This window comes from Rugamonas sp. GW822-FHT03B10, from assembly GCF_058801745.1.
In genome coordinates this window covers 190,122-215,773 of record NZ_JBXANP010000009.1, presented here as the reverse complement: position 1 = coordinate 215,773, position 25,652 = coordinate 190,122, and the positions used below count along the sequence as shown (strand labels likewise).

General features: G+C 66.0%; 20 protein-coding genes. 12 read left to right on the top strand and 8 right to left on the bottom strand.

Translation table 11 applies throughout. The features are described from left to right. Window positions 1-80 precede the first annotated feature (80 nt). The 3 genes from AC1RQG_RS16705 to AC1RQG_RS16695 all read right to left on the bottom strand — a co-directional run bounded on the left by AC1RQG_RS16705 (window position 81) and on the right by AC1RQG_RS16695 (window position 5,769). Window positions 81-1,739: a methyl-accepting chemotaxis protein gene (locus AC1RQG_RS16705; protein WP_493133132.1), complete on the bottom strand. Its 1,659-nt coding sequence runs from the start codon at window positions 1,737-1,739 to the stop codon at window positions 81-83. A 65-nt stretch (window positions 1,740-1,804) separates the two neighbouring features. Then, complete coding sequence (locus AC1RQG_RS16700; protein ID WP_493133131.1) at window positions 1,805-4,654, bottom strand: bifunctional diguanylate cyclase/phosphodiesterase; 2,850 nt, start codon at window positions 4,652-4,654, stop codon at window positions 1,805-1,807. Window positions 4,655-4,758: 104 nt separating this feature from the next. After that, on the bottom strand, window positions 4,759-5,769 hold the full coding sequence (locus AC1RQG_RS16695; protein ID WP_493133130.1) for an MBL fold metallo-hydrolase: 1,011 nt from the start codon (window positions 5,767-5,769) through the stop codon (window positions 4,759-4,761). A 219-nt stretch (window positions 5,770-5,988) separates the two neighbouring features. Between AC1RQG_RS16695 and AC1RQG_RS16690 the strand changes: the two genes are divergently transcribed. From AC1RQG_RS16690 to AC1RQG_RS16660, 7 genes are all read left to right on the top strand, one after another. Further along, entirely contained in the window at window positions 5,989-6,786 is a 798-nt protein-coding gene (locus AC1RQG_RS16690; RefSeq protein ID WP_493133129.1) for a cyclase family protein, read from the top strand. Between the two features lie 89 nt (window positions 6,787-6,875). Continuing rightward, window positions 6,876-8,576 (top strand): DUF1302 domain-containing protein, encoded by a 1,701-nt coding sequence (locus AC1RQG_RS16685; protein WP_493133128.1) that lies wholly within the window; start codon window positions 6,876-6,878, stop codon window positions 8,574-8,576. A gap of 23 nt (window positions 8,577-8,599) precedes the next feature. Further along, on the top strand, window positions 8,600-9,970 hold the full coding sequence (locus AC1RQG_RS16680; protein ID WP_493133127.1) for a DUF1329 domain-containing protein: 1,371 nt from the start codon (window positions 8,600-8,602) through the stop codon (window positions 9,968-9,970). After that, window positions 9,960-11,036: a WD40/YVTN/BNR-like repeat-containing protein gene (locus AC1RQG_RS16675; protein ID WP_493133126.1), complete on the top strand. Its 1,077-nt coding sequence runs from the start codon at window positions 9,960-9,962 to the stop codon at window positions 11,034-11,036. Before AC1RQG_RS16680 ends, AC1RQG_RS16675 begins: the two co-directional genes overlap by 11 nt. A gap of 4 nt (window positions 11,037-11,040) precedes the next feature. Continuing rightward, complete coding sequence (locus AC1RQG_RS16670) at window positions 11,041-13,470, top strand: efflux RND transporter permease subunit (protein ID WP_493133125.1); 2,430 nt, start codon at window positions 11,041-11,043, stop codon at window positions 13,468-13,470. A 55-nt stretch (window positions 13,471-13,525) separates the two neighbouring features. Next, window positions 13,526-15,094, top strand: coding sequence for an AMP-binding protein (locus tag AC1RQG_RS16665; protein ID WP_493133124.1), 1,569 nt, complete (start codon window positions 13,526-13,528; stop codon window positions 15,092-15,094). Window positions 15,095-15,130: 36 nt separating this feature from the next. After that, window positions 15,131-16,369: a thiolase family protein gene (locus AC1RQG_RS16660; RefSeq protein ID WP_493133123.1), complete on the top strand. Its 1,239-nt coding sequence runs from the start codon at window positions 15,131-15,133 to the stop codon at window positions 16,367-16,369. Between the two features lie 70 nt (window positions 16,370-16,439). On the opposite strand, the gene AC1RQG_RS16655 is transcribed toward AC1RQG_RS16660, so the two are convergent. Then, window positions 16,440-17,297 carry an SMP-30/gluconolactonase/LRE family protein gene (locus AC1RQG_RS16655; RefSeq protein ID WP_493133122.1) on the bottom strand — a complete coding sequence of 286 codons (858 nt, stop codon included), beginning with the start codon at window positions 17,295-17,297 and terminating at the stop codon, window positions 16,440-16,442. Window positions 17,298-17,377: 80 nt separating this feature from the next. Continuing rightward, window positions 17,378-18,367, bottom strand: coding sequence for a helix-turn-helix domain-containing protein (locus tag AC1RQG_RS16650; protein WP_493133121.1), 990 nt, complete (start codon window positions 18,365-18,367; stop codon window positions 17,378-17,380). Window positions 18,368-18,567: 200 nt separating this feature from the next. Here AC1RQG_RS16650 and AC1RQG_RS16645 point away from each other — a divergent pair, with 200 nt between their 5' ends. Then, complete coding sequence (locus tag AC1RQG_RS16645; RefSeq protein ID WP_493133120.1) at window positions 18,568-19,713, top strand: zinc-binding dehydrogenase; 1,146 nt, start codon at window positions 18,568-18,570, stop codon at window positions 19,711-19,713. Window positions 19,714-19,739: 26 nt separating this feature from the next. Continuing rightward, window positions 19,740-20,408 (top strand): glutathione S-transferase family protein, encoded by a 669-nt coding sequence (locus AC1RQG_RS16640; RefSeq protein WP_493133119.1) that lies wholly within the window; start codon window positions 19,740-19,742, stop codon window positions 20,406-20,408. Between the two features lie 605 nt (window positions 20,409-21,013). Here AC1RQG_RS16640 and AC1RQG_RS16635 read toward each other — a convergent pair. From AC1RQG_RS16635 to AC1RQG_RS16625, 3 genes are all read right to left on the bottom strand, one after another. Next, window positions 21,014-21,469: a hypothetical protein gene (locus AC1RQG_RS16635; RefSeq protein ID WP_493133118.1), complete on the bottom strand. Its 456-nt coding sequence runs from the start codon at window positions 21,467-21,469 to the stop codon at window positions 21,014-21,016. Between the two features lie 102 nt (window positions 21,470-21,571). Beyond that, window positions 21,572-22,045 carry a Cu(I)-responsive transcriptional regulator gene (gene cueR, locus AC1RQG_RS16630; protein WP_493133117.1) on the bottom strand — a complete coding sequence of 158 codons (474 nt, stop codon included), beginning with the start codon at window positions 22,043-22,045 and terminating at the stop codon, window positions 21,572-21,574. A gap of 12 nt (window positions 22,046-22,057) precedes the next feature. Next, window positions 22,058-22,987, bottom strand: coding sequence for a LysR family transcriptional regulator (locus AC1RQG_RS16625; protein ID WP_493133116.1), 930 nt, complete (start codon window positions 22,985-22,987; stop codon window positions 22,058-22,060). Between the two features lie 236 nt (window positions 22,988-23,223). Between AC1RQG_RS16625 and AC1RQG_RS16620 the strand changes: the two genes are divergently transcribed. The 3 genes from AC1RQG_RS16620 (at window position 23,224) to AC1RQG_RS16610 (ending at window position 25,637) form a co-directional block, all read left to right on the top strand. Next, window positions 23,224-24,300, top strand: coding sequence for a phosphotransferase family protein (locus AC1RQG_RS16620; RefSeq protein WP_493133115.1), 1,077 nt, complete (start codon window positions 23,224-23,226; stop codon window positions 24,298-24,300). Window positions 24,301-24,332: 32 nt separating this feature from the next. Further along, window positions 24,333-25,103, top strand: a complete 771-nt coding sequence (locus tag AC1RQG_RS16615; protein WP_493133173.1) for an SDR family oxidoreductase — start codon at window positions 24,333-24,335, stop codon at window positions 25,101-25,103. Window positions 25,104-25,226: 123 nt separating this feature from the next. Then, window positions 25,227-25,637, top strand: coding sequence for a hypothetical protein (locus AC1RQG_RS16610; protein WP_493133114.1), 411 nt, complete (start codon window positions 25,227-25,229; stop codon window positions 25,635-25,637). Window positions 25,638-25,652 lie beyond the last annotated feature (15 nt).

The following is a 25,652-nucleotide window of genomic DNA, read 5'->3' as shown; positions in this document are numbered from 1 at the left end:
GGGTGATCCATGCGGGCAGGCAGCGGCGAGGATCGCTGCCACGGCCATGCCTGCCTACTTCATCAGCGGGTATGCCGATGTCAGAACGCTCGCCACGCGCTTGCGCCGGCCGCGGCCAGTTTGAGCGTGGGCTTGGCGTCGGTCGTGGTCCGCGCAATTGGCGCAGCCCTGGCCGTGCGGACGCTGTGATTGGCGACGCGCTCGAACTTGAAGACCGCGACGGCCTGGACCAGTTCCCTGGCCTGGCCGTTCAGCGCGGCGGCGGCGGCGGCCATTTCCTCGACCAACGCCGCATTCTGTTGTGTGTCCTCGTCCATCTGCGTCACCGCTTCGCCGACCTGGTTCACGCCGGCACTCTGTTCGATGCTGGCCGAGCTGATTTCCGCCATGATGTCCGTCACGTGCGCGATGGCTTGCACCACCTGCTCCATCGTGTCGCCCGCGTGATTCACCAGCACCGTGCCTTGCTCGACCCGTTCCACGCTGTCGCTGATTAGTTGCTTGATTTCCTTGGCCGCTTCCGCGCTGCGGCTGGCAAGGCTGCGCACCTCGGTCGCGACCACCGCGAACCCGCGGCCCTGTTCGCCGGCGCGCGCCGCTTCCACGGCCGCGTTCAGGGCCAGGATGTTGGTCTGGAAGGCGATGCTGTCGATCACACCGATGATGTCCGCGATCTTGCGGCTGGAATCGCTGATCCCCTTCATCGTATCGACCACCTGCGACACGACCTGGCCGCCCTCGACCGCCACTTGGGATGCGCTTTGCGCCAGCTGGTTGGCCTGGCGCGCATTGTCTGCGTTCTGTTTCACGGTGGAGCTCAGTTCCTCCATGCTGGCGGCGGTCTGCTCCAGTGCGCTGGCCTGGGACTCGGTGCGGCCGCTCAAGTCCATGTTCCCCTGCGCGATCTGGGTGCTGGCCGAGGCGACCGATTCGCTGCCCTCGCGCACACTGCCGACCACGTCGATCAGGCTGGCCTGCATCGCCGACAGCGAGCGCAGCAGCTGGCTCACCTCGTCCTTTCCGCCCGTGTCGATGCGGCTGGTCAGGTCGCCGCCCGCGATGGCGACGGTCGTGTCCACGGCGGCCTTCAGACCCTTGGCGATGCCGCGCACCATGATCCGTCCGAACAGCAGCGCGAAGACCAGGCCCAGCAGGGCGATCGCGGCGACAACCGTGCCGGTGGTCGTGAAGCGCGACTGGGCCGCCTCGTATTCCGTCTTCGCCACCCGCAGTTGCAGGTCGGTCAAGCCGACGATGGCCTGGCGCACCTTAACGTACAGCTTGGTTTCATCGGCGGAGAGCATGGCGCGCACCGCGTCGAGATTGTCTGCGCGCATGGCCGCCATCGCCGGCCGGATCACCTGTTGCACATAGTTGCCGTGTGCCGTCTTGAAGTCAGCGGCGATGGCCGCTTCCTCCGGCGTCAGGTAGGTCGCCATGTACTCGGCCCAGGTAGTGTCGACTTCCGCCAGGTTTTGTTCCAGGTCCTTCAGGTTGCCCTTGGTTGCTTCCGGATCGGCCAGCGCCACTGAATTGTTCATGTCGAGGCGGTTGCGCAGGACCAGCCGCTGCACCGCCAGCAGTTGCCCCATCGGGACGGTCCGGTCCTCGTACACCGTGCGCAGGCCGGCGTTGGTCTCGCGCATGCCGTTCAGGCCCATGGCGCCGACGACGGCGAGCAGTAGCATCATGGTGCCGAGCAGGATGGTGATGCGGGTAGAGATCTTGAGGTTATTCATAGGTCCGTTAGTCCAACTGTTGAAGTAAAAATCCGATAGCGGCGACGCCTGTTGGCGGGCCGGCATCAATGCGCAAGTAAAGCCCGTGACTGCAGCCAGGGCCGCAGCTGATCGACGGGAAGGGGGCGGGCGAACAGATAGCCCTGGAAGCTGCGGCAGCCCAGGCTCGACAGCAGTTCGTGTTGCTCCGCCGTCTCGACGCCTTCGGCGACCACGTCCAGCTTCATCGCGGCGGCCAGCGACACGATGGTGCGCACGATCGCCGCGTTGTTGGCGTTCTCCGTCATGTGCCGCACGAAGGCCTGGTCGATCTTCAGCTGCGCCAGCGGCAGGCGCTGCAGATAGCTGAGCGAGGAGTAGCCGGTGCCGAAATCGTCCAGCGAGAACCGCAAGCCCAGCTGGCGCAGGGTCTGCATGCGGTCGATGGTCTCGTGCACGTTATGCAGAAGCATGCTTTCCGTGATCTCCAGCTTGAGCAGGCTGGCGTTGGCGCCGCTGGCGCGCAGGGTGCGCCGCACCTGGTCGACGAAGCCGGCGTGGCTGAACTGGCTGGGGCTGACGTTGACGGCGATCGTCAGGGCCGCCGTCTCGTCGCTGGCGCGCCAGGCGACCAGCTGCCGGCACGCGGTCTCCAGCACCCAGAGCCCGATCTCGATGATCTGGCCACTCTTCTCGGCCAGCGGAATGAATTCGCCGGGGCTGATCATGCCGAACTCGGGATGGGACCAGCGTAGCAGGGCCTCGACGCCCACGGCGTTGCCTTGGCAATTCACCACCGGCTGGTAGTACAGCTGCAGCTGGACGTCGTCGGCCGCATGGCGCAAGCATGCCGTGAGCCGGGCTTCCCGCATCAGCGCCACCTGCAGCTGGGGATCGAAGAAGTGGCAGCGGCCCCGGTCGCTGTCCTTGGCCTTGTACAGGGCGATATCGGCCTGCCGCAGCAGCTCCTCGCCGGCGGTGGCCGTGCCACGGTACATCACCACGCCGGCGCTGACCGAACTGCGGACGGTCACGCCGTCGATGATGCGTTCCTGTCCCACGTCCTCCATGATGCGCGCGAGCATGGTCTGCAGCGCCTTGCCGGCGGCGTCCATGTCCAGACCGAGCCCTGTCAGCAGCATCACGAACTCGTCGCCGCCAAAGCGCGCGACGGTATCGCCGGCCCGTAGCGCGGCCTGCAGCCGTTGCGTGACGGACTTGAGCAACTGGTCGCCCATGCCGTGTCCGTGCAGGTCGTTGACCCACTTGAAATCGTTCAGGTCCAGGAACACGAGGCCGCAATACTGGCCGCTGCCCTGGCTCTCGATCTGGCTGCGTTCGAGCTGGTTGGCCAGCAGGCGCCGGTTCGGCAGGCCGGTCAGCGGGTCATAGAAGGCCAGCTTCTCGGTCTCCTGTTCGATCAGCTTGCGCGCCGTGATGTCGGCGCGGATCGCGATGTATTGCACCGGCACGCCGTCGCTGCCAACGAAGGGGACGATGGTGGTGTAGACCCAGTACAGCGCGCCGTTCCTGGCGCGGTTGCAGATCTCGCCGCTCCACACCTGGCCGCCGCCGATGGTGCGCCACAGGTCATGGAAGAAGCGCGGCGGGTGGAAGCCGGAATTGATGATCGCGTGGGTGCGGCCTATCAGGTCTTCGCGCCCGTACTGGGAGATGGCGCAGAACTTGTCGTTGACGCGCTGGATGACGCCGCGCGCGTCCGTCACCGCCACGATCGCGTGGGCGTCGAGCGCGGCCGACAGTTCGGACAGGTCGCGCAGCGACTTTTCGAGCTGGGACCGGGTCAAGCGGCTGGCCGTCACGTCCACGGCCAGCAGCACGCAGCCGATGACGGCGCCGTCGTCGGCCCGTTGCGGGGCCAGCGAAATGGCCAGGTGGCGCGGCGCGCCGCCGGCGTCCACGGCCATCTCCAGTTCCATCTCCTCGCCGGCCAGTGCGCGGTGAACGCAGGGGATGATTTCCGTGCAGTGCCGCGGCGACAGCGCTTGCGCCAGCGGCAGCGCCGGAGCGCGGGCGGCGACCTCCATGTAGCGGCGCAGCGTCTCATTGATGAACACGATGCACAGGTCGGGGCTGATGCGCATGATGCCGCCCTTGACGTGGCCCAGGATCGACTCGACTTCCTCCTGCTGCTGTTTGAGCGCGTTGCGCGACGTGCGCAGCATGTCGAACGGCACGATCACGCTGACGCGGAAGGTGGCGCGGAACACCAGCACGTACGCCAGCACCTTGACGCCATGTGCAAAGACGTTGCTGAAATCGGTTGGCCGCAGGTAGAAGGAGGTCATCAGCTCGGTCAGGGCCATCAGCATGCACGACAGGGCAATCAGGCTGGAGCGCGGCTGCGTCTCCGCGCGTGCCTGGCGGTGGAACCAGAACCCCAGCAGCAGGTACAGCGCGCACAGCGCGTATTCGACATGGGTCTTGAAGGCGGTGACGCCGGATGCTTCGTCATACACTTGTGGCAGCGCGCCGGTCCAGTCGCCGGCGCTGGCGGCCAGCAGCACAGTCAGCGCCAGCGCGGCCGCCTGCCAGTGCCACGGCCTGCCCGGCAGGCGCAGGCGCAGCGCCAGCAGGAAGAGGGTCAGCACTTCGAAGCCGCGGCCGGCGAGCCAGAAGAAGATGGCGGTCGTGGTGTTGCCCGGTTCCAGCAAGGCCGGCATGCCCTTGTAGGTCAAGGCATGCAGCAGGTCGCAGCCGGCCACCAGGGTGAATCCCGCGATCAGCAGGTTGGATACCCGGGCGTACAGCGGGTCCATGGTGTGCCATGCCATGATCACCACGAGCGCCGCCACCACCACGGCGAACAGCTCCATCAGGAAATGCACGTGCAGGAAGGCGCCGCTATCGGCTTCAAACAGCTGGAATGGCGGCAGGACCCTGGCGAAGGCGAATACCAGCAGGGCGGTCAGCAAGACCCCGCCGCGCCATGGCGCAGCGGTGGGGGGCTCTTGGGGAGGGGACATAGGCATGGCGCACCGATCTTGACGGCGGCCTGGGCTCGGGGCGCCAGGACGCTCTAGTATTCCAGCAGGTCGCGGCCGGCGATGACGGGGCCGGCGAAATGCTTGCGCACACCTTCGGTGTATTGGCCGAGGTCCTGTTCGCCGTCCAGTCCAGGCGAGTAATGGGTCAGCACCACCGATTTCACGTTGGCCTTTTGCGCCATCTGGCCGATCTGCTCGGGCGTGATGTGCTGCGCCTCCATGTGGTGACGCACGGCCATCATCGCCGGCGGCGGCAGGTGCATGCTCGACGCGAACTCCTTCATGGAGGCGTCCAGGTCGTTCACCTCGCACACCAGCACGTCGGCATCCTTGGCCAGCGCCGTCAATGCCTCGCTGGGGCCGGTGTCGCCGCAGAAGACAATCGAGCGGCCGGGTGTGTCGAAGCGGTAGGAGTAGGACTTGTCGACATCGGCCGCCGTTCCCGCGTAGTGCGTGTTCTCTATGGCCGACACCACGATGCGGTCGTCGCGGAACACCACGCCGGGCGCCTGCACGTCATTGCCCTCGAAGCGCCCGGCCACAGGGGCCATCGGCACGCCGGCGCGGAAGATGCGCTCGGAGACGGACAGGAACTGCTGCGCCGCCTGCACCAGGGCCGCCGTCGGCGCCGGGCCGTAGAAGCGCATCGGCGGCACGCCGGCGTCGCGGCGCTTGTTGTCCTCGATCCAGGCGAACGACATCAGCGCGCCCATGTCGGCGTTGTGGTCGATATGGTGGTGCGTGATGAAAACGGTGCGCACGTCCGACGGCACATAGCCGGCGCGCACCAGCTGGCGCGACACGCCGTTGCCGGCGTCGATCAGGTAGGGGCGGCCGCCCACCACCAGCAGATTAGCCGGCTGCGAACGGTCCTTGCGCGGTATGGGGCCGGCGCCCGTGCCCAGCAGGACCAGGCGGGTGTTGGCCGCGGCCGCATCGACCGGCGCGGCCGGCGTCTGCGCCGACGCGCTTGCCGGCCCGGCCAGCATGGCCAGCAGCGGCCAGAGTAGCGGCGACCTGGCGCCTTGCTTTACGACTCGCATATCCACCTCTCTTATCGAAAATGAAGGCGATTCTGGCGGCGGCCGGAACATCTGGCTATCGGAATTCCGCAATGCCCGGCCATGTGTTGTTTGCGTCGGCATGGCGTCGGAAATTTTTTTTGTTCGGACGATCTTTTGCGGAATTCTGATATCGCGGCACTCGCGCTGATCCGACACTACGCTTCCCATAAGAAGCAATAACGGACAGGAGATTTCCACATGACGCGCTTGATCGACTTGACTCAGACCCTGGACCCCGCCAACCGCGCCAGGCTGCCGCCGCCACTGGCCGCCGCCGCCGTGGTGGTGGCGCCGCGTATCGAATACCAGCATCCCAAGGAGCAGGGCGCGGACGAGTTCTGCAGATACCTGGGTTGCACCCATGACGACCTGCCGGACGGCGAAGGCTGGGGCTCGGAAATCCTGACGGACATGTCGTCGCACTGCGGCACCCACGTCGACGCGCCGCTGCACAGCGGATCGCGCATCGCCGGCGCGCCGGCCCGCACCATCACCGACATCGCGCTGAGCGAACTGTATCGGCCCGGCCTGGTGCTCGACGTCCGGCCGTGGGCCAAGCTAGGCGAGGAGATCACCGTCGAGATGCTGGACGCGGCGATGGCGGCGACCGGCACCGTCATCAAACCCGGCGACGCGGTGCTGATCCGCACCGGCCAGGAACGTTACTGCATGGACGACGTCGAGTACTACCAGCAGCCGGGCATGGGCCGGGCCGGCACGCTGCACCTGACGCAGCAGGGCGCCACCATCCTCGGCACCGACGCGGTGGGATGGGACCTGCCGTTCGGCCTGATGGCGCGCAAGTTCCAGCAGACCAGGGACAAGGCCGTGCTGTGGGATGGCCACAAGGCGATCGTCGAGCGCGAAGCGTTCATCGTGCAGCAGATGACCAACCTGGGCGCGCTGCCGCTGAGCGGTTTCATGGTCGGCTTCTTCCCCATCAAGCTGGCCCATTGCAGCGCCGCGCCGGCCCGCGTGGTGGCGTTCGTCGACTGAGCGCTGCAACAGCCCCTTAGTTATCACCCACCCCTAGAAAGTGAAGCCGGCCCGCGCCGGACTTCAACGAGAGAAACAGGAGACAGACCATGACTGACAAACACCGCTTCCAGCTGACCCCTCTGGCCTGGGCCGTGCTGGTGCTGGCCGGCGCCGGCGCCGCGCCGGCGCAGGCGATCGAGATCGAGACCGGCAATCCGAACGCCGTGCTGCGCTGGGATAACACGGTGCGCTACAACTACGGCGTGCGCATGAAGGAGCGCGATCCGGCCATCATCGGCAACCCCCAGGCCGACGACGGCGACCGCAACTTCGCCAAGAACCAGGCCGTGACCAACCGCCTCGATCTGCTGAGCGAACTCGATTTCGTGGTCGACAAGAAGTACGGCGTGCGCGTGAGCGGCGCGGCCTGGGCCGACGCGGCCTACCGCAGCCTGGCGACGGACGCCAACAGCCCCGCCACCTACAACGGCCTGGGCGGCCCCAACTCGCTGTCCCCGTACAGCAGCCGCTACGCCAAGGGCCCGTCGGGCGAACTGCTCGACGCGTTCGGCTTCGCCAGTTTCGACGCCGGCGACGTGCCGGTGTCGGTGCGCCTCGGCCGCCATACCGCGTTCTGGGGCGAGGGCTTGCTGCTGTACGGCGCCATCCATGGCGTGTCGTATGGCCAGTACGCGCTCGACATCTGGAAGTCGACGGCGACGCCGGGCACGGAAGCGAAGGAGCTGTATCGTCCGCGCAATGGCGTGACCGTGCAGGTCCAGCCCACCAGCGAGCTGTCGATCGCGGCCCAGACCTTCTTCGAATGGGAGGCGGCGCGGGTGGCCGAGTCGGGCACCTACCTGTCCTCGCAGGACGCGTCCCTGCTGGGCGGCCAGCGCTTCGGCCCGTTCGCGCAGGGCCGCATGATCACGCCAGGGAAGACGGGCGACTGGGGCCTGTCGGCGCACTGGAGTCCCGAGTGGCTCGACGGCACGCTGGGCCTGTACGCGCGCCGCACATCCGAGATCGCCAACCAGGCATGGCTGGCCCTCGAACCGGGCACGGCGACCGGCAAATACCACTTCAGCTTCGCCAGCGATATCTCGATCTTCGGCGCGTCGCTGGCCAAGACCGTGGAAGGCGTCAGCATCGGCGCCGAATTGAGCACGCGCCGCAACATGCCACTGGTGAGCCAGAACGCGCTCGCCACGGCGCTGCCGGGTGGTCCGCTGGCGGCCAGCAAGGCCCTGTGGGCGCTGGCCGACAGCGGCGAAGTGCCGGGCGCGCGCGGCAACACGGCGCACGCGGTGCTGAACCTGGTGGGCGTGCTGCCGCGCACCCCGCTGTTCGACATCGCCACGCTGACGGGCGAAGCCACGTGGATGCGCGTGTTGAAGGTGACGTCCGATCCGTTCAACCTGTACAAGGGCACGGCCGCCTACGCGGCGGGCAAGACCTCGGGCGCCGCCAACATCGACGCCGTGACCCGTTCCTCCAGCACGCTGGCCCTGTCGTTCACGCCGTCCTGGCTGGGCGCGCTGCCGGAGCTCGACCTCTCGCTGCCGCTCAGTTACCAGGTGGGCCTGAGCGGCCAGGCCGCCGTCGTCAGCGGCGGGGCGGCCCATTCGGGCACGCGCGCAATCGGTATCGTGGCCGACTACAAGAACAAATACAACCTGGCGCTGCGCTACATCGCCGCCTTCGGCCCCTATGCCACGACCCCGACCGGCATCGCGGCCGTGGCGCCCGGCTACGCGGCGCTGTCGGACCGCAACATGCTGGTGCTGACCTTTAAGACAACCTTCTAACACGACACGACGGAGACTGCATCATGTTGAAACACTCGAATCTGTGGACCTTGCCCACGTTGGCCATGGCCATGGCCACCGCCTCGGCCTTCGCGGCCATCTCGCCCGACGAGGCGAAGAAGCTGGGCACCACCCTGAGCCCCGTGGGCGCGGAACTGGCCGGCAACGCCGACAAGACCATTCCACCGTACACGGGCGGGCTGACGACGGCGCCGGCCGACTTCCAGAAGGGCTCGGGCGTGCGCCCCGACCCGTACGCGGGCGAGAAGCCGCTGTACGCCATCACCGGCGCCAACGCGGCGCAGTACGAGTCGCGCCTGACGGTCGGCACCCGCGAGCTGCTCAAGCGCTATCCGAGCATGCGGGTCGACGTGTACCCGTCGCACCGCAGCGCCGCCTACCCCAAGTATGTGCTCGATAACTCGGTCAAGAACGCCACGTCCGTGAAGGCCATCGATGGCGGCCTGGGCGTGCAGGGCACCTACGCCGGCATTCCGTTCCCGATCCCCAAGACCGGCAACGAGGCCATGTGGAACCACCTGCTGCGCTACGCCGGCCACGCCTACGTGGCCAAGTACGACTCCATCAACGTCAGCGCGACGGGCAGCGCCGTGCTGGCCACCACCGGCGAGATCACGGTGGAATACCCATACTACGATCCCAAGCGCGGCAGCGCCTCGGGCGGCAAGGACATCTATTTCCGCACCAAGGTCGCGTACTCGGCGCCGGCGCGCCGGGTCGGCGAAGCGCTGCTGATCCAGGACTACATCAACCCGCTGGAAAACGCCCGCAAGGGCTGGCAATACCTGCCGGGGCAGCGGCGCGTGAAGCTGTCGCCGGACCTGTCCTACGACACGCCCAATCCCGCCACGGCCGGCACCTCCACCTTCGACGACAGCTTCGTGTTCAGCGGCGCGCTGGACCGCTACGACTGGAAGCTGCTGGGCAAGCGCGAGATGATCGTGCCCTACAACGCCTACAAGCTGTCCTACGCCAAGGACCCTTACGCCGTCACCACCCCCAAGCACGTCAATCCCGACTACCTGCGCTGGGAACTGCATCGCGTGTGGGTGGTGGAGGGCACGCTCAAGGATGGCAAGCGCCACATCTATTCCAAGCGCACCTTCTACCTGGACGAGGACAGCTGGTATGCGCTGGCGTCGGACGAGTTCGACGGGCGCGGCCTGCTGTACCGCGCCGGCTTCACCGCCTTCACGCCGGCCTACGAGCAGCCGGCGCCGGGCGCCACTTCGCAGTTCTTCTATGACTTCGCGAGCGGCAGCTACAACATCATCGGCCTGCTGGGCGCCTATCCGTTCGGCCTGAAGTACATGGAAGGGCTGCCGGAGAAGCAGTGGACCCCGGACGCGCTGGGAGCGGCCGGTGTTCGCTAAGCCACGCCCCAACGGCCTTGCCGCCTTCGCCCTTGCCGCCAGCGTGCTGGGCGCGCTGGGCGTGGCCGGCGCCGGTCACGCCGATCCGCTGCAACGCCCGGCGCGCCCCAGCGCGTTGGTGACGCAGCGCCAGATCACGGCGCTGGCCGCGCTCGGCCCCACGGGGCTGATCGCGGTGGGCCAGCGCGGCCACGCCGTCGTCTCCAATGACAGCGGGGCCACCTGGACGCAGGTGGCGATGCCGGTCAGCGTGGACCTGACGGCGGTGCAGTTCGTCACGTCCCGGCAAGGCTACGCCGTCGGCCACGACGGCGTGGTGCTGGCCAGCGCCGACGGCGGCGCCACCTGGCGCAAGCTGCTCGACGGCGTGGCCGTCAACGCGCTGGTGCTGGCGCAGCTGGCGGCGCAGCCGGCCGGCGCCGAGCGCGACCGCTTGATGGCAGAGGCGCAGCGCAACGTGGCCGCCGGCCCCGACAAGCCTTTCCTGGACCTGTACTTCACCAGCGCCCGGGAAGGCTTCGTGGTGGGCGCCTACAACCTGATCCTGCAAACGCGCGATGGCGGCGCCAGCTGGACCAGCTGGTACGCGCGCAGCGACAACAGCGACAAGCTGCTCAATCTGTACGCCATCCGCGCGCACCGGGGCCAGCTGTTCGCGGCCGGCGAGGCGGGGCTGCTGATGCGGCTCGACACGGCACGCCAGCGCTGGGTGCGGGTCGACACGGGCTACCAGGGCAGCTTCTTCGGCCTGCTCGACTGCGGCGACGCCCTGATCGCCCATGGCATGCGCGGCCACGCCGTCATCAGCCGCGACGGCGGCGCCAGCTGGACCGCGCTGGCCACGGGCCTGCAGGGCAGCATCACGGCGTCGGCCCGCGGCGCGGACGGCAGCCTGTGGCTGGCCGACCAGATCGGCAAAGTCGTGGTGAGCCGCGACGGCGGCCAGACCTTCAACGGCATGGCGCTGCCGGCCAGCCAGTCGCTGGCGGCCCTGCAAGTAAGCTCCAACAAGCTGGTGATGGCCGGAATGCGCGGACTGCGCAGCGTGCCACTGCCGAGGAATTGATCTCATGGTACTGACTTCTGTTTCCACCGAAATACCGGTGGTCCGCGATCTGGCGGAATTCCCCTCCCAGTCGGGCAACTGGCTGGAACGGCTGATCTTCAACCACCGCCGCGCGTTCATGGCCGTCTGTCTGCTGCTGACGCTGGTGCTGGGCTGGATGACCACGCGGGTCCAGGTCAACGCCAGCTTCGAGAAGATGATCCCGACCGGCCACCCCTACATCCAGAACTTCCTGAAAAACAGCGGCGAGTTGCGCGGCATGGGCAACAGCCTGCGCGTCGTCGTGGAGAACACGCACGGCGACGTGCTCGATGGCCGCTTCCTGGAGGCGTTCAAGCACGTCAACGACGAGCTGTTCCTGATGCCGGGCGTGGACCGGGCTTGGATGAAATCGATCTGGACCCCGGCCGTGCGCTGGACCGAGGTGACGGAGGAGGGCTTCCAGGGCGGCCCCGTGATGCCGGACGGCTTCAACGGCGACCGCGCCAGCCTGGACCGGCTGCGCCTGAACCTGAACCGCGCCAACCTGGTGGGCAACCTGGTGGCCACCGACATGCGCTCGGCCGCCGTGCAGTTGCCGCTGCTCGAGCGCGGCGCCACGGGCGAGCGCATCGACTACTGGCGGTTCAGCCGCGACCTCGATGGCCTGCGCGAGCGCTACGAGCACGGCCTGGCGCCGGACGGCAAACCGTGGGGCGTGAAGATCCACGTGATCGGCTTCGCCAAGATCGTGGGCGACTTGCTGAGCGGCCTGGTGCAGGTGGCGCAATACTTCCTGATCGCGCTCGCGATCGCCGCCGTGCTGCTGTTCGGCTACACGCGCTGCATGCGCTCGACCTTCCTGGTGCTGGCCTGCTCCGTGGTGGCCGTGCTGTGGCAGATCGGCCTGCTGGCCGTGTTCCACCTGGAGCTCGATCCGTATTCGATGCTGGTGCCGTTCCTCGTGTTCGCCATCGGCGTCAGCCACGGCGCCCAGAAGATGAACGGCATCATGCAGGACATCGCCCGCGGCACGCACCGCCTGGTGGCGGCGCGCTACACCTTCCGCCGCCTGTTCCTGGCCGGGGTGAGCGCGCTGCTGGCCGACGCCGTGGGCTTCGCCGTGCTGGTGCTGATCCCCATCCCCGTGATCCGCGAGCTGGCCGTCACGGCCAGCATCGGGGTGGCGGTGCTGGTGCTGACCAACTTGCTGCTGCTGCCGGTGCTGCTCAGCTACGTGGGCGTGAGCCCGCACGCCGCGCGCCGCACGCTGGAGCAGGAGGAGCGCCAGCTGGCCGGCCATCGCGGGCTGTGGGTGGTGCTCGACCACTTCGCCGAACGGCGCAGCTGGGCCCTGGCCACGCTGGTGATCGCCACGCTGGGCGGCGCCGCCGCCTACGCCGTGTCGACCCGGCTGCAGGTCGGCGACCTGGACCCGGGCGCGCCCGAGCTGCGCGCCCAGTCGCGCTACAACCGCGACAACGCGTTCATCACCAGCCATTACGCGCTGTCGAGCGACGTGTTCGCCGTGATCGTGAAGACGCCGCCCGAGGGCTGCCTGCGCTACGCGACGCTGGACACGGTGGACCGCCTGGCGTGGGAGCTGCAGCAGCTGCCGCAGGTGCGCATGACGCAATCGCTGCCGGACGTGGTGCGCCAGATCACGGCCGGCACGTTCGAGGGCAATCCCAAGTGGCTCACCATCAGCCGCAACCAGGACGTGCTGAACTACGGCGCCCAGCAGGCCAGCGTCAACACGCCCGAGCTGTTCAACACCGAGTGCTCGGTGATGCCGCTGGTGGCGTTCCTGACCGACCACAAGGCGGCCACCCTGAGCGCCGTGCTGGCGGTGGTGGAGCGCTTCATCGCCGACAATCCGACCGACGCCAAGGTGCTGCAACTGCTGCCGGCGGCCGGCAACGCCGGCGTGGAGGCGGCCACCAACATCGTCGTCCACCAGGCCAATTCGACCATGCTGCTGTACGTGTACGGCGCCGTCATCGCCTTGTGCATGGTGACGTTCCGCTCGTGGCGCGCCACGCTGGTGGCGGTGCTGCCGCTGGTGCTCACCTCGATCCTGTGCGAGGCGCTGATGGTGGCGCTGGGCATAGGCGTGAAGGTGGCCACGCTGCCCGTGATCGCGCTGGGCGTGGGCATCGGCGTCGACTACGCGCTGTACCTGTTGTCGGTGCAGCTGGCCGGTCAGCGGCGCGGCCTGCCGTTGGCGGCGGCGTTCGGCGAGGCGGTGCTGTTCACCGGCAAGGTGGTGGCGCTGGTCGGGGTCACGCTGGCCGCCGGCGTGATCACGTGGGCCTTCTCGCCCATCAAGTTCCAGGCCGACATGGGCATCCTGCTGACCTTCATGTTCCTGCTGAACATGGTGGGGGCGCTGGTGCTGATCCCGGCGTTGTCGCATTTCCTGTTGAACGACCGGCACTTCGCCGCCAAGCGCTGACACGGCGCGGCGTGCCGACATTTTTACTCATCGAACCATTGGAAGGAGGCCGCAGATGGCCATGATCGATTTCTTTGACCGGGGCTGGAGCATCAACCCGCACGGTCCCGCCTACATCCAGGACGAGCGCAGCTACAGCTTCAATGAAGTGGGCGAGCTGTCGTGCCGCATCGCCAACGCACTGCTGGCCACCGGCCTGCCCAAGGAGACCAAGGGCGCCGTCTGGGCCATGAACGACACCACGGCCTGGGCCTGCGCGCTGGGCCTGTGGCGCGCCAATATGTGCTGGCTGCCGGTGGGGGCGCGCAACGCGGCCGAGGAGAACCGCTACGTGCTCGACCAGTTCGACTGCGAGGTGCTGTTCTACCAGGCCTATTTCGCCGACACCATCGCCGGCCTGCAGGCGCAGCTGCCCAAGGTCAGGCACTGGATCTGCATCGACGGCCCCACGCCGCAGGTGCGCCAGTCCGTCGCGCTGGACGAGTGGATCGCCGGCCAGTCGGCCAGCAAGCCGCACGTGCGGGTCGACATGGACGACGTGGTGGCAGTGATGCCGACGGGCGGCACCACCGGCGCGCCCAAGGGCGTGATGAACACGCACCGCGGCTACCAGGCCGCGTTCGCCCACTTCCTGATGGCCTGCCCCTACGGACCCGAGGAGAAGCCGGTGACGCTGGCGGCCGCGCCCATGACCCACACGGCCGGCCTGCTGTCGCTGCCCGTGACGTGCCGTGGCGGCGCCGTGATTATCCTGTCCAAGCCCGACCCGGCGCTGATGCTGGCCGCCATAGCGCGCCACCGCGTGACCGAGATCTTCCTGCCGCCCACCGTCATCTATCGCCTGCTCGACATCCCCGACATCAACATGAAGGTGGATTTCTCGTCGCTGCGCTACTTCATGTACGGCGCGGCGCCGATGTCGGTCGAAAAGCTCAAGCAGGCGATCGAGGTGTTCGGGCCCGTGATGACGGGCGGCTACGGCCAGACCGAGGCGCCCGGCTCGATTTCGACCCTGCTGCCGGGCGAGCATGTCCACGCCGGCCAGCCGGCCAGCGACGCGCGCCTGTCCTCGGTGGGCCGGCCCAACCCGCTGGTGCAGGTCGAGATCATGGACGACGACGGACGCATCCTGGAGCGCGGCCAGTCCGGCGAGATCTGCGTGCGCGGCGACCTGGTGATGAAGGGCTATTACAAGGAGCCGGCCAAGACGGCCGAGACCATCATCGACGGCTGGCTGCACACGGGCGACATCGGCTGCATCGACGAGGACGGCTACCTGCACATCACCGACCGCAAGAAGGACATGATCATCACGGGCGGCTTCAACGTCTACCCGAGCCAGGTGGAACAGGTGATCTGGTCCCATCCGGCGGTGCAGGACTGCGCCGTGATCGGCGTGCCGGACGCGCAGTGGGGCGAGGCCGTCAAGGCGGTGGTCGAGCTGAACGCGGGCCAGCAGGTGGCGGCCGACGAGCTGATCGCGCTGTGCAAGCAGCAACTGGGCAGCGTGATGGCGCCCAAGTCCGTGGACTTCGTGGCGCAGCTGCCGCGCAGCCCGTCGGGCAAGGTACTGAAGAAGGATTTGCGGGCCGGCTACTGGCAGGGGCAGGGCCGCAAGATTTAAGCGCAGCGTCAACATCAACTTCACATTGGAACAATCATGAGCACAATTTACATCGCTGGTATCTCCATGACCGTCTTCGGACGCCATCCCGACCGCAGCCTGGAAGACCTGGCCGGTGAGGCCCTGCGCGGCGCGCTGAAGGACGCCGGCTGCCTGCCGGAACAGGTGGGCGCCGCCTACTACGCGGGCATCACCAACGGCCCGCTGCAAGGCCAGTTCGCCATTCCGGGACAGGTGGTGCTGGGTAAGATCGGCATCGACAGCATCCCCATCTTCAACGTCGACAACGGCTGCGCCGCCGGCAGTTCGGCCGTGCACCTGGCGATCCAGGGCCTGCGCGCCGGCGCCACCGACATCGCGCTGGCCATCGGTTGCGAGAAGATGAACATCGCCGACAAGCTCAAGGCGCTCACCGTCATGGAGGCGGGCTGGGACGTCTCGCGCGCCGAGGAGAACTATGCGACGCTGATCAAGATGGGCGAGGGCGTGCCCGTGCCGGCCGGCAGCGAGTCGGAGCGCCCGTACAGCAAGTTCATGGCGATCTACGCGGCCATGTGCCGCTACCACATGAAGACCTTCGGCACCACGCAGCGCCAGATCGCCGCCGTGGCGGCCAAGAACCACGGCCATTCCGTGCTCAATCCGTATTCGCAGTTCCGCAAGCCGTTCAGCGTGGACGAGATCCTGGCCGCGCCGCCCATCACCTATCCGCTGACGCTGCCGATGTGCGCGCCGCTGTCGGACGGCGCCGCCGCCGTCATCCTGTGCACGGAGGAGGGCCTCAAGCGGCTGGGCGCGGACAAGTCGCGCTGCATCAAGGTCGCGGCCAGCGTGATCCGCAGCTTCAGTCACCGCCGCTACGACCAGCCGGAACTGAACCTGGCCCGCCTGGCCGCCAACCAGGCCTATGAAATCGCCGGCCTGGGCCCGCAGGACATGCACGTGGCCGAAGTCCACGACGCGGCCGCCATGGGCGAGATCATCCAGTCGGAGAACCTCGGCTTCGTGCCGCTGGGCGAAGGCGGACCGGCGGCCGAGCGCAACGAGTTCGCGCTGGGCGGACGCCTGCCCATCAACCCGTCCGGCGGCCTGGAATCGAAAGGCCATCCGCTGGGCGCCACCGGCATCGGCCAGTTGTTCGAACTGGTCACCCAGTTGCGCGGCGAGGCCGGCGCTCGCCAGGTGCAGGGCGCCCGCCATGCGATCCAGGAAAACGGCGGCGGCTTGATCGGCGTGGAGGAAGGTTCGGTGGCGATCCACATCCTCACCAGGTAACACGGTGGGCGGGACCGGAGAGGCGGGCCGGTCCCGGTCCCCGGGCGCGGCCCTGCCGGCGCGCCGCGGTTCAGGCGCCGGCCACTTCCACCGGCATCGTCTCGATGCGGGCGGACGGGGCGCGGGCGATCTGCGCCGGGTCGTGCGAGGCGGACGTGCAGATGAACAGCTGGCGGCCGTCCGCGCCGCCCAGCATCACGGCGAAGGCGTCGGTGCCCACTTTGATCCGGTGCGTGACGCGGCCCCCTTCGAGCACGCGCAGCACCTGGTCGCGGCCCTCGGGGTTGGCGACCCAGACGGCGCCCTCGGCGTCGAGGCAGATGCCGTCCGGGTGCACGCCGGCGTCGAACGCGGCCCACACGCGGCGGTTGTGCAGGGCGCCGGCGGCGTCGATGTCAAAGGCCGTCAGGCGGTGCGCCATGCATTCGGCCACGATCAGCGTCTTGCCGTCCGGCGTGATGACCATACCGTTGGGGAACGAGAGCCCGTCCGCGACCACCGCCGCGCTGCCGTCCGGCTCCACCTTGACGATGACGCAGGTGTCGACCGGCTGGTTGGCGGGGTCGAAAAAGTTGTAGCCGATGTCGCCCGCGTAGAAGCGGCCGTGGGCGTCCGTGATGCCATCGCTCAGGCAGAACGTGGTCAACTGCGACAGGTCGGCCAGTTGCGCCAGTTGCGCGCCATCCCAGCGGTATAGCTGGCGGCCCAGCGCGTCGCCGAACAGCCAGGCGCCGTCGGGCGTGCGGCCCAGGCCATTGGGCAGGAACGGCAACGCCAGCGCCGTCTCCAGCGTGCCGTCCGGCGCGACCGTCTTGATGCCCTTGTCGTGGATGTCGATGAACCACAGCTTGCCGTCGTGCCAGCGGGGGCTTTCCGTGAATTTCAGGCCGTGGTGATTGTCGATCAGTACATTGCTTGTCGGTGTCATGGGGATTCCCGGTCGGAGTGAGGTGTTCAAGAGTCTTCTTGAATTCACCCGACGGCGCTATCGGAAATCCGAATCCCCCGCTACGACTGGCCGGCGCTGCGCCGCAGCGTGTTGGAGGGCAGTTCGTCGAAGCAGTCCTTGTAGGCCCGCGAAAACTCGCCGAAGTGCCAAAATCCCCAGTTCAGCGCCTGTTCCGTCACGGTGGTCGAGCCCGGGCGCGCCTGCAACAGCGCGTGGTGCACCCGGTGCAGGCGGATGCGGGTCAGGTAGGCGGTGGGGCTGAGCGCCATGACGGCCCGGAACGCGTATTCCAGCGTGCGCTCGCTGACGCCGGCGGCGCGGCACAGGTCCGTCACGTACAGGCGCTCGTCGGCGTGCGCCAGCGCGTAGCGCTCGGCCGCCCGGACGATGTCGCTTTGCAGTTGGCGCGTGCGTTCGCGCCGCTCCGGTTCCAGCTTGCTGGTGGCGGACAGCGTGGTCAGCAGCGTGTCCACCAGGTCGGCCTGTGCGGCCGCCCGCTGTTCCTTGTTGTTGAACAGTTCGGGGTCTGCCGTCGCCAGCTCGACCAGCCGTTTGCCCAAGGCGAACAGGCTGCCGGCCGAATCGGCGCCCACGTGCAGCACTTGCACCTCCTGCGGCAGATGAAAGCTGTCCTCCAGATCGCGCACCTTCAGGTGGGCGCTCACGTCCTCCGGGCGCAGCAGGAAGGTGATGCTTTCGTAGCCGGGGTCGCTGACCAGGCTGAGGCCGGTGGAGGGCGGAACCGCCAGCATGATGTCGTGGCGCACCTGCAGGCCGTTGACGCTGCCGCTGGCGTCGGGGCCGAACGCCACGAAGGCGATGAACTGGTCGGGCAGGCTGGGGCGCGAGCGCAGCCGCAGGTTGGTGAACTGGTGGACCAGGATGCAACCATCGAGACGGATGATCACTTGCCGCGCCTTGAGCGGTTTCGATTGCAGGCGCACCAGGTCCTGGTCGATCACTTGAAAGCCGGCGTCGACCATCGACTGGTTGTCGATGTCCCGGATTTCCACCGCGGGCAGGGGCGGGCGTGTGTCGGTATTGTGCATGGCCTAACTATGCGCAAGTCTGGGGCGCATGTCCAGTCGAATGATGATTATCTGGCAGGGGTACCAGAACACCCGGTTCAGTTTTTGGTCGGTGCGGATAGTCGAACAAATTCACACATTGCGGAAAACTGATAGTTCTCCGTGGTGATTTATCTGAAACTACTACCCTTGTTTTCTAAAAGCATTCAACAAGGAAAGCCATGACACATCCAGCGACCACAGGATTGCAACTGCGTTCTTTAATCAAAGACAGTGGAGAGTTGGAATTATCCCTGCGGCAAATTCGCGTCGTCGAGCCCGCTGTGGATGAAGTGATCATCCGGGTTGAGGCGGCGCCACTCAACCCGTCTGATTTCAACCTGCTTTTTGGCGCAGCAGACTTGACGACTGCGAAAGCGTCCGGAACAGCGGAATTTCCGGTCGTCTCTGCCACCGTTCCGGCGACGGCAATGCCCGCCATGCAAGGCCGACTAAATCAATCGATGCCAGTAGGCAATGAAGGTGCCGGCGTGGTTGTACGAGCCGGAAAATCACCTCAAGCACAGGCCTTGCTCGGCAAAATGGTCGCCACATTCGGTGGCGAGATGTATGCGCAATATCGCTGTGCCAAGGCCGCGCAATGTGTCGAGCTGCCGGACGATTGCACGGCGGCGGATGGGGCGGCCATGTTTATTAACCCGCTCACCGCACTGTGCATGGTGGATGTCATGCGCAAGGAGGGACACAAGGCGATCGTCCATACTGTCGCGGCGAGCAATCTGGGGCAGATGCTGATCAAGCTGTGTCGGAAAGATAATATCAGCTTGGTAAATATTGTTCGTAGCCAGTCCCAGTACGATCTGCTCAAGGAAATGGGGGCCAGGTGGGTCTGCAATTCCGCGTCACCACACTTTCTTCAAGATCTGACGAGCGCGATTGAGGCCACAGGAGCGACGCTGGTATTCGACCCGATCGGCGGGGGGGAATTACTGACGCAGATCATGGCCGTGATGGAAAAATCGCTGGTTCAATCCGAGCCCTATAGCCGATATGGGTCGGCAACGCGTAAGCAGGCATACATCTACGGGGTGCTTGATCGTTCCCCGACCACCATCAGGCTTAACTTTGGTTTGGCCTTTGGCATCAGCGGTTGGTTGCTAACGCACTACATGCAAACACTTGGTACGAGCGAGCGGATGAAGATGCAGGCGTGCGTACTTGCTGACCTGAAAACGGTTTTCGCCTGCCACTATACGCGGGTGGTGTCACTGGCCGAAGCGCTCCATCTCGATGAAATTGCCATCTACAGCCAGCGTGCCACCGGGGGTAAATACCTGATCAATCCTTCAATTGGACTGTCAGCTTAATACCCAAAAAATACCAGGAAAAAATGATGCTTAAGCTTTACGGTTTCCCATCTAGCAATTACGTCAATATGGTGCAATTGGCGCTGCTCGAAAAAGGCGTACCCTTCGAATTTGTGTTGACCTATCCGGGCCAAAGTCCCGAATTCCTCGCCAAAAGCCCACGCGGAAAAGTGCCGTACTTGGAAACACCCAACGGCTATCTGAATGAAACCAGCGTCCTGCTCGACTACATCGAAGAGACGTCCGGCGGTGTTCCGCTGCTTCCTAAGGACCCAGGTGAGAAAGCCCGTGTACGCGCTTTGATGAAAGAGCTTGAGCTGTACATTGAGTTGCCGGCACGCAGTTGCTATCCAGAGGCCCTGTTCGGCGCGAAGTGTTCAGATGCAATCAAAGCCAAGGCGCGCGACGAGTTGACCTCCGGCTTTGCAGCGCTGAAGCGACACGCGAAGTTCTCACCCTACCTGGCGGGCGACTCGCTCACCTTGGCCGATATCGTGTTTCTTTACTCCGTTGAATTGGGAGTGTCAGTCGCCAAGAAACTCTTCGACATCGACCTTCTGGACGACTTCCCCGCAGCAAGTGAGTTGCTTCAGTGCTTGGGAGACAGGCCGCATGTGCAGTCGATAGCAGCGCAACGAGCCGTCGAGTGGCCAAAATTCATTGCTGCCGTCCAAGCAAAATATCGGGTCCGCTGAATTTTGATACGTTTGCCGTAGCCGCTACTTTTAGGAAAGGCAACCGAGCCATCGGCTGGTGGCATGGTGGAACCTGCGGACGAAGACGCCAAGCTGGGAGCCGTAGCTTGAGCGAGCCGGCCGCGGCGCCGCTCAACCTCCTTGTCGGGAACGCGAAGTGTCAGGCTGTCCATTCGATCGAGGGCTACGACTACCCGGTCTGGCGCGCCGCCAGGGCTTGGGTGGAAAGATAGTCAACACGCCTCCCCAGTTAAATTCGCTGAAAGCCGATAATGCCGATGGGTAACTGGACGGTTATGTTACTTTGCTGAGTTCGTCGCGATATTGTATATTGGATATCTAATTTTTTAGACCTTTGATTATAAAAGGTTTTTTACATGCAGAGTTCGCGCATGGGGTGCAAGGGGGCGGAAGTTCGAATCTTCTCGCCCCGACCAATAGATTCAACGAGATAGGCCAACCTTCGGGTTGGCCTTTTTCGTTTTCATACCAGCAATCATTGCGCAGCGGATTGAGCGGTTAAAGATCGGGCTAGGCGATATCGCGCCGGTAGGCGATCCAGTGGTAGCTGCGTGTTTCGCGCCAGACTGGGCACATTGGGTAAGTTAAATGGTTGTGGTAGCCGATTTCTTGGTATGTTTTGCTTTGGGCGCAGCTTCGCGCTGTGCGGCGAGGCGCTTGAGGAGTTCGCTGGCGGGTTCGTCGTTCGGGTCTTGCGGGACGAGTTCGCCACGGAAGGCTTTGGCCATGGCCTCTGTATGCCTGGTATGGAACTCATGCGTGGCGCGATTGCCTTCGATGCGCTGGGTATGAAACAGCGTGCGGATTTCCGGCTCGAGCTCGCGATTGAGCTTGTAGAGCAGGTCGCTTTGCGTGGTTTTGTCATTGAACCCGACGCCGTAGCGAACGGCCAGATCCTGCGCCATTGCTTCCCCAAATTGGCGCAGCTTAATCAGCGTGGTATTGGGGGCGCTGGCAAAGACCTGTTCCGCCGGTGTTGTCAGCTGAACGAGTAATGCAGAATGCTCCGCCAGAAAGCCGAAATTGCCGGATGTACTCAAGATGGCACAGGATCAAGTGATTGAAAATGTAACTTTGCGTCAAGATTCCCTCTACTGCCTATTTATCAACACAGCCTCTTCGCCGCGATTCAGCGGCTCCGGCTAACGGGCCCGTTGTCGGGACTTGGCCAGCGAGTGGCCATGCGGATGGAGACTGGCTGGGCGGGCATCCGGAATCGCCCCGGCCACGTCCGCCTCCAGCGATTCGATGATCGGGCAGTCGGGCCGTTCGTCGCCATGGCAGCACACCACCAGGCGTTCCAGCGCGGTGCGCATCTCCTGCAGTTCCTTCAGCTTGGCGTCCAGCTCGGCCAGGTGGGCCTGCGCCAGCGCCTTGACCTGGCGGCTCGAGCGCTCGCGGTTTTGCCACAGGTCGAGCAATTCGCCCACCTGGTCCAGCGAGAAACCTAGCCCCCGGCAATGGCGGATAAAGCGCAAGCGGGCCACATCCTTGTCGTCATAGCGCCGGTAGCCGGCTTCCGTGCGGCTGGCCTGCGGCAGCAAGCCTATGCTTTCGTAGTGTCGTATCTGTTTCGCCGAGACCCCGGAGGTCGCAGCGGCATCACCAATATTCATCTTCACACTCCTTTAATGGGCGGGCAGCGCCGCCATGGCCGCCTCGCGCACCACCTGGATCGCCCGTTCGCGGAACCATTGATGGATGCGGTCGGCGTCGCGCAGTTCATGCCAGTAGGCGTAAATCTGGTACGGCTTGACCCGCAGCGGCAGCGGCTTGACCACGATGGGCAGCAACTGGGCCAGGCGCAGCGCGTAAAAGCGCGGCAGGGTCAGCAGCAGGTCGCCGCTGGCCGCGATCTGGCAGGCCGCGAAATGGTGCTGGCAGTACAGGTGGATCTGCCGGTGGCGCCCATCGTTGCCGAGCAAAACGTCCAGGGTGTTGGGTTCTCCCAACGTCGAGACGCACACGTGCTGCGCCGCGAAGTAATCGTCGCGGGTCGGGGTGCCATGCGCCAGCGGATGGTCGCGGCGCATGACGACGACGTGCGTTTCGTCGAACATATAGGCGCTGGCCACGCGTGGCCCCACCCGCAGGCGGCGTTCGAACACCAGGTCGAGCTGGCCGCTTGCCAGCGCCCGTTCGATCTCGTCGAGCGGCACGCGCCGGCTGGCCAGCCGTAGCCGGGGCGCTTCGCGCGCGAAGGCGGCGGCCAGCGCAGGCAGCGTCATTGATTCCAGCATGTCGCGCGTGCCCAGCGTCATCTGCACATCCAGCGTCTCGGGCTGCACCTCGGCTTCGCTGCGCAAGGTGCTCTGCAGGCCGTGCAGGTGGTTTTGCACGGTGTCGATCATGGCCAGCGTGCGCTCGGTCGGCACGATACGGTTGCCCTGCCGGACAAACAGGGGGTCGTCGAAGTGCTCGCGCAGCCGGTTCAACGCGTGGGTCACGGCCGGTTGCGTCAGGTGCAACGCGCGTGCGGCGGCCGTGATGCCGCCCTGTTGATAGATGGCGTCGAGGACGCGGAACAAATTCAAATCGATGCGGCTGTCGTTGGACATGAGATGGTGCGGCGGCGTGGATGACGATTCCCGACATATTAACCCCATTCATACTGCCGCATTATTAATATTCATTTTATGGATAGGTTCAATTCGCGTAGGCTGACCGTATCGTAACAACCTGGCTCTCACATCATGGACTTCTCTGCATCTGAACGTAGCCGCGCGCGGACCTTGCGCGGCGTGGTGGTCAATCGCGCATCGCGGCAGCGGGCGGCTGCGGGAAAGGAGCGCGCATGAGCACCGCGATCGCCGACGCCCGCCCCGTGCGCGATGAAGACCGGCTCGACATGGTCCGCCTGGACGCCTATCTGAAAGGCGCCATCGCGGGGCTGGAGGGCGAGCAGGAGATTCGCCAGTTCCAGGGCGGCGCCTCCAACCTGACCTACCTGATCAACTATGGCGAGCGCGCGCTGGTGCTGCGCCGCGCCCCGGCCGGCGCCGCCGGCGCGGGCGCGCACGACATGCTGCGCGAGGCGGCCGTGATGGCGGCCCTCAAGCCCAGCTATCCCTACGTGCCGGCCATCCTGGCCCGCTGCGACGACCCCGCCGTGATCGGCGCGCCGTGCTTTGCCATGGAATGCCTGCCCGGCATCATCCTGCGGCGCGACCTGCCGCCCGAGCTGGGCCTCGATGCGGCCGGCGTGCGCCGCTTGTGCACCAATGTGCTCGACCGGCTGATCGAGCTGCACAACGTCGATACGGCGCGTCCGGAGATCGCTGCGCTGGGCAAGGGCGACGGTTATGTGGAGCGCCAGTACGCGGGCTGGACGTCGCGCTGGCAGCGCGCGCTGACCGAGGGCACCGACGCCTGCGAGGACGTGGTCGCGTGGCTGGGCGCCGTGCGGCCGCAGCGCGATACGCGCCAGTGCGTGATCCATAACGACTATCGCTTCGACAATGTGGTGCTCGATCCGGCCGATCCCACCCGCGTGGTCGGTGTGCTCGACTGGGAAATGGCGACCATCGGCGATCCGCTGATGGACCTCGGCGGTTCGCTGGCTTACTGGGTGGAGGCCGGTGATGAACCGGCGTTCCGCGCCTCGCGCCGCCAGCCCACGCACGCGCCGGGCATGCTGACGCGGCGCGAAGTGCTGGCCTACTACGCCGAGCGCACCGGCACGGATATCGGCGACTTCGCGTTCTATGAAGTGTTCGGCCTGTTCCGCCTGATGGTGATCGCGCAGCAGATCTACCGCCGTTACGCGCTGGGCCAGACCACCAATCCGCAGTTCGCCGGCTTCGGCGACATGGTGCGCTACCTGGGCCAGCGTTGCCGGGCCGTGATCACGGCCGGCGGGAGCGTGCGATGAACGAGCCTATCAACCGTGAGGGGAACACCACGATGAACGCAACCCAGTTGTTCGACCTGACCGGCAAGGTCGCCCTGGTGACGGGCGCCAGCCGTGGCATCGGCGAGGAGATCGCCCGCCTGCTGGCCGCCAGCGGCGCGCACGTGATCGTGACCAGCCGCCGCATCGACGACTGCCAGCGTGTGGCCGACGACATCGTCGCCGCCGGCGGATCGGCCGAAGCGGCCGCCTGCCACATCGGCGAGATGGCGCAGATCGAAGGCTTGTACGAACAACTGGCGGCGCGCCATGGCCGGCTCGACATCCTGGTCAACAACGCGGCCACCAGTCCTTACTTCGGCCCCATCGCCGATACCGGCGTGGACGCGTTCCAGAAGACCGTGGACGTGAACATCCGTGGCTACTTCTTCATGTCCACCCACGGCGCCAAGCTGATGGCGGCCAACGGCGGCGGCTCCATCATCAACGTGGCGTCCGTCAACGGCGTCATTCCGGGCATGCACCAGGGGATTTATTCGATCACCAAGGCGGCCGTCATTTCCATGACCAAGGCCTTCGCGGTCGAAATGGCGCAGGCGGGCGTGCGCTGCAACGCGCTGCTGCCGGGCTTCACGGACACCAAATTCACCACCGCGCTGAAGGAGTCGCCCGCCGTGCTCAAGCAGTTGCTGGCGCACGTGCCGATGCGCCGGGCCGCCCAGCCTTCCGAGATGGCGGGCACGGTGCTGTACCTGGCGTCCGCCGCGTCGAGTTACACCACCGGGGCGGTCCTCAACGTCGATGGTGGCTACCTGTGCGTCTGAGCGGTCGTCGATGCCATGTCTGCTTTTGGTCTTGGCCTGATTTTTTTGATCTGAAGCAAGGCCCATCGTCATACGAGCTGAGTATAATCAAGCCATTCCCTCGTTGATGTGCGATCGAGCAACATGCGCCTTACCCGCCGGAGCCGGACCCTGACTGCGCTGCTAGCGCTGATCAGCCTGCTGTTCATGCAGCTGGCTGTGGCGGCGCACGCGTGTCAGGTCGCCCAGCCGGCGGCCATGCAGGTCGCGATGCAAGTCGCGGCGGTCGACATGCCCGGCTGCGCCATGATGGACAGCGGAAAGTCCGTCGGACAGCCCGCCGGCCTGTGCCAGGAGCATTGCGCCCCGGCGGGCCAGTCGCTGGACCGCACGCCGGCGCCCGATGTGACGCCGTTTTGCCCCATCCTCTTGCCGCAATGCGTGGTGAGCATGGCCGACGGCGTCTTGCCATCGCTGCCGCACCACCCGGACGCCTCGCCCGCCGAGCGCGGCGCACCCTCGCTGGCCGTGCGCCACTGTTGTTTCCGTATTTGATCTCCTGACAGCGCA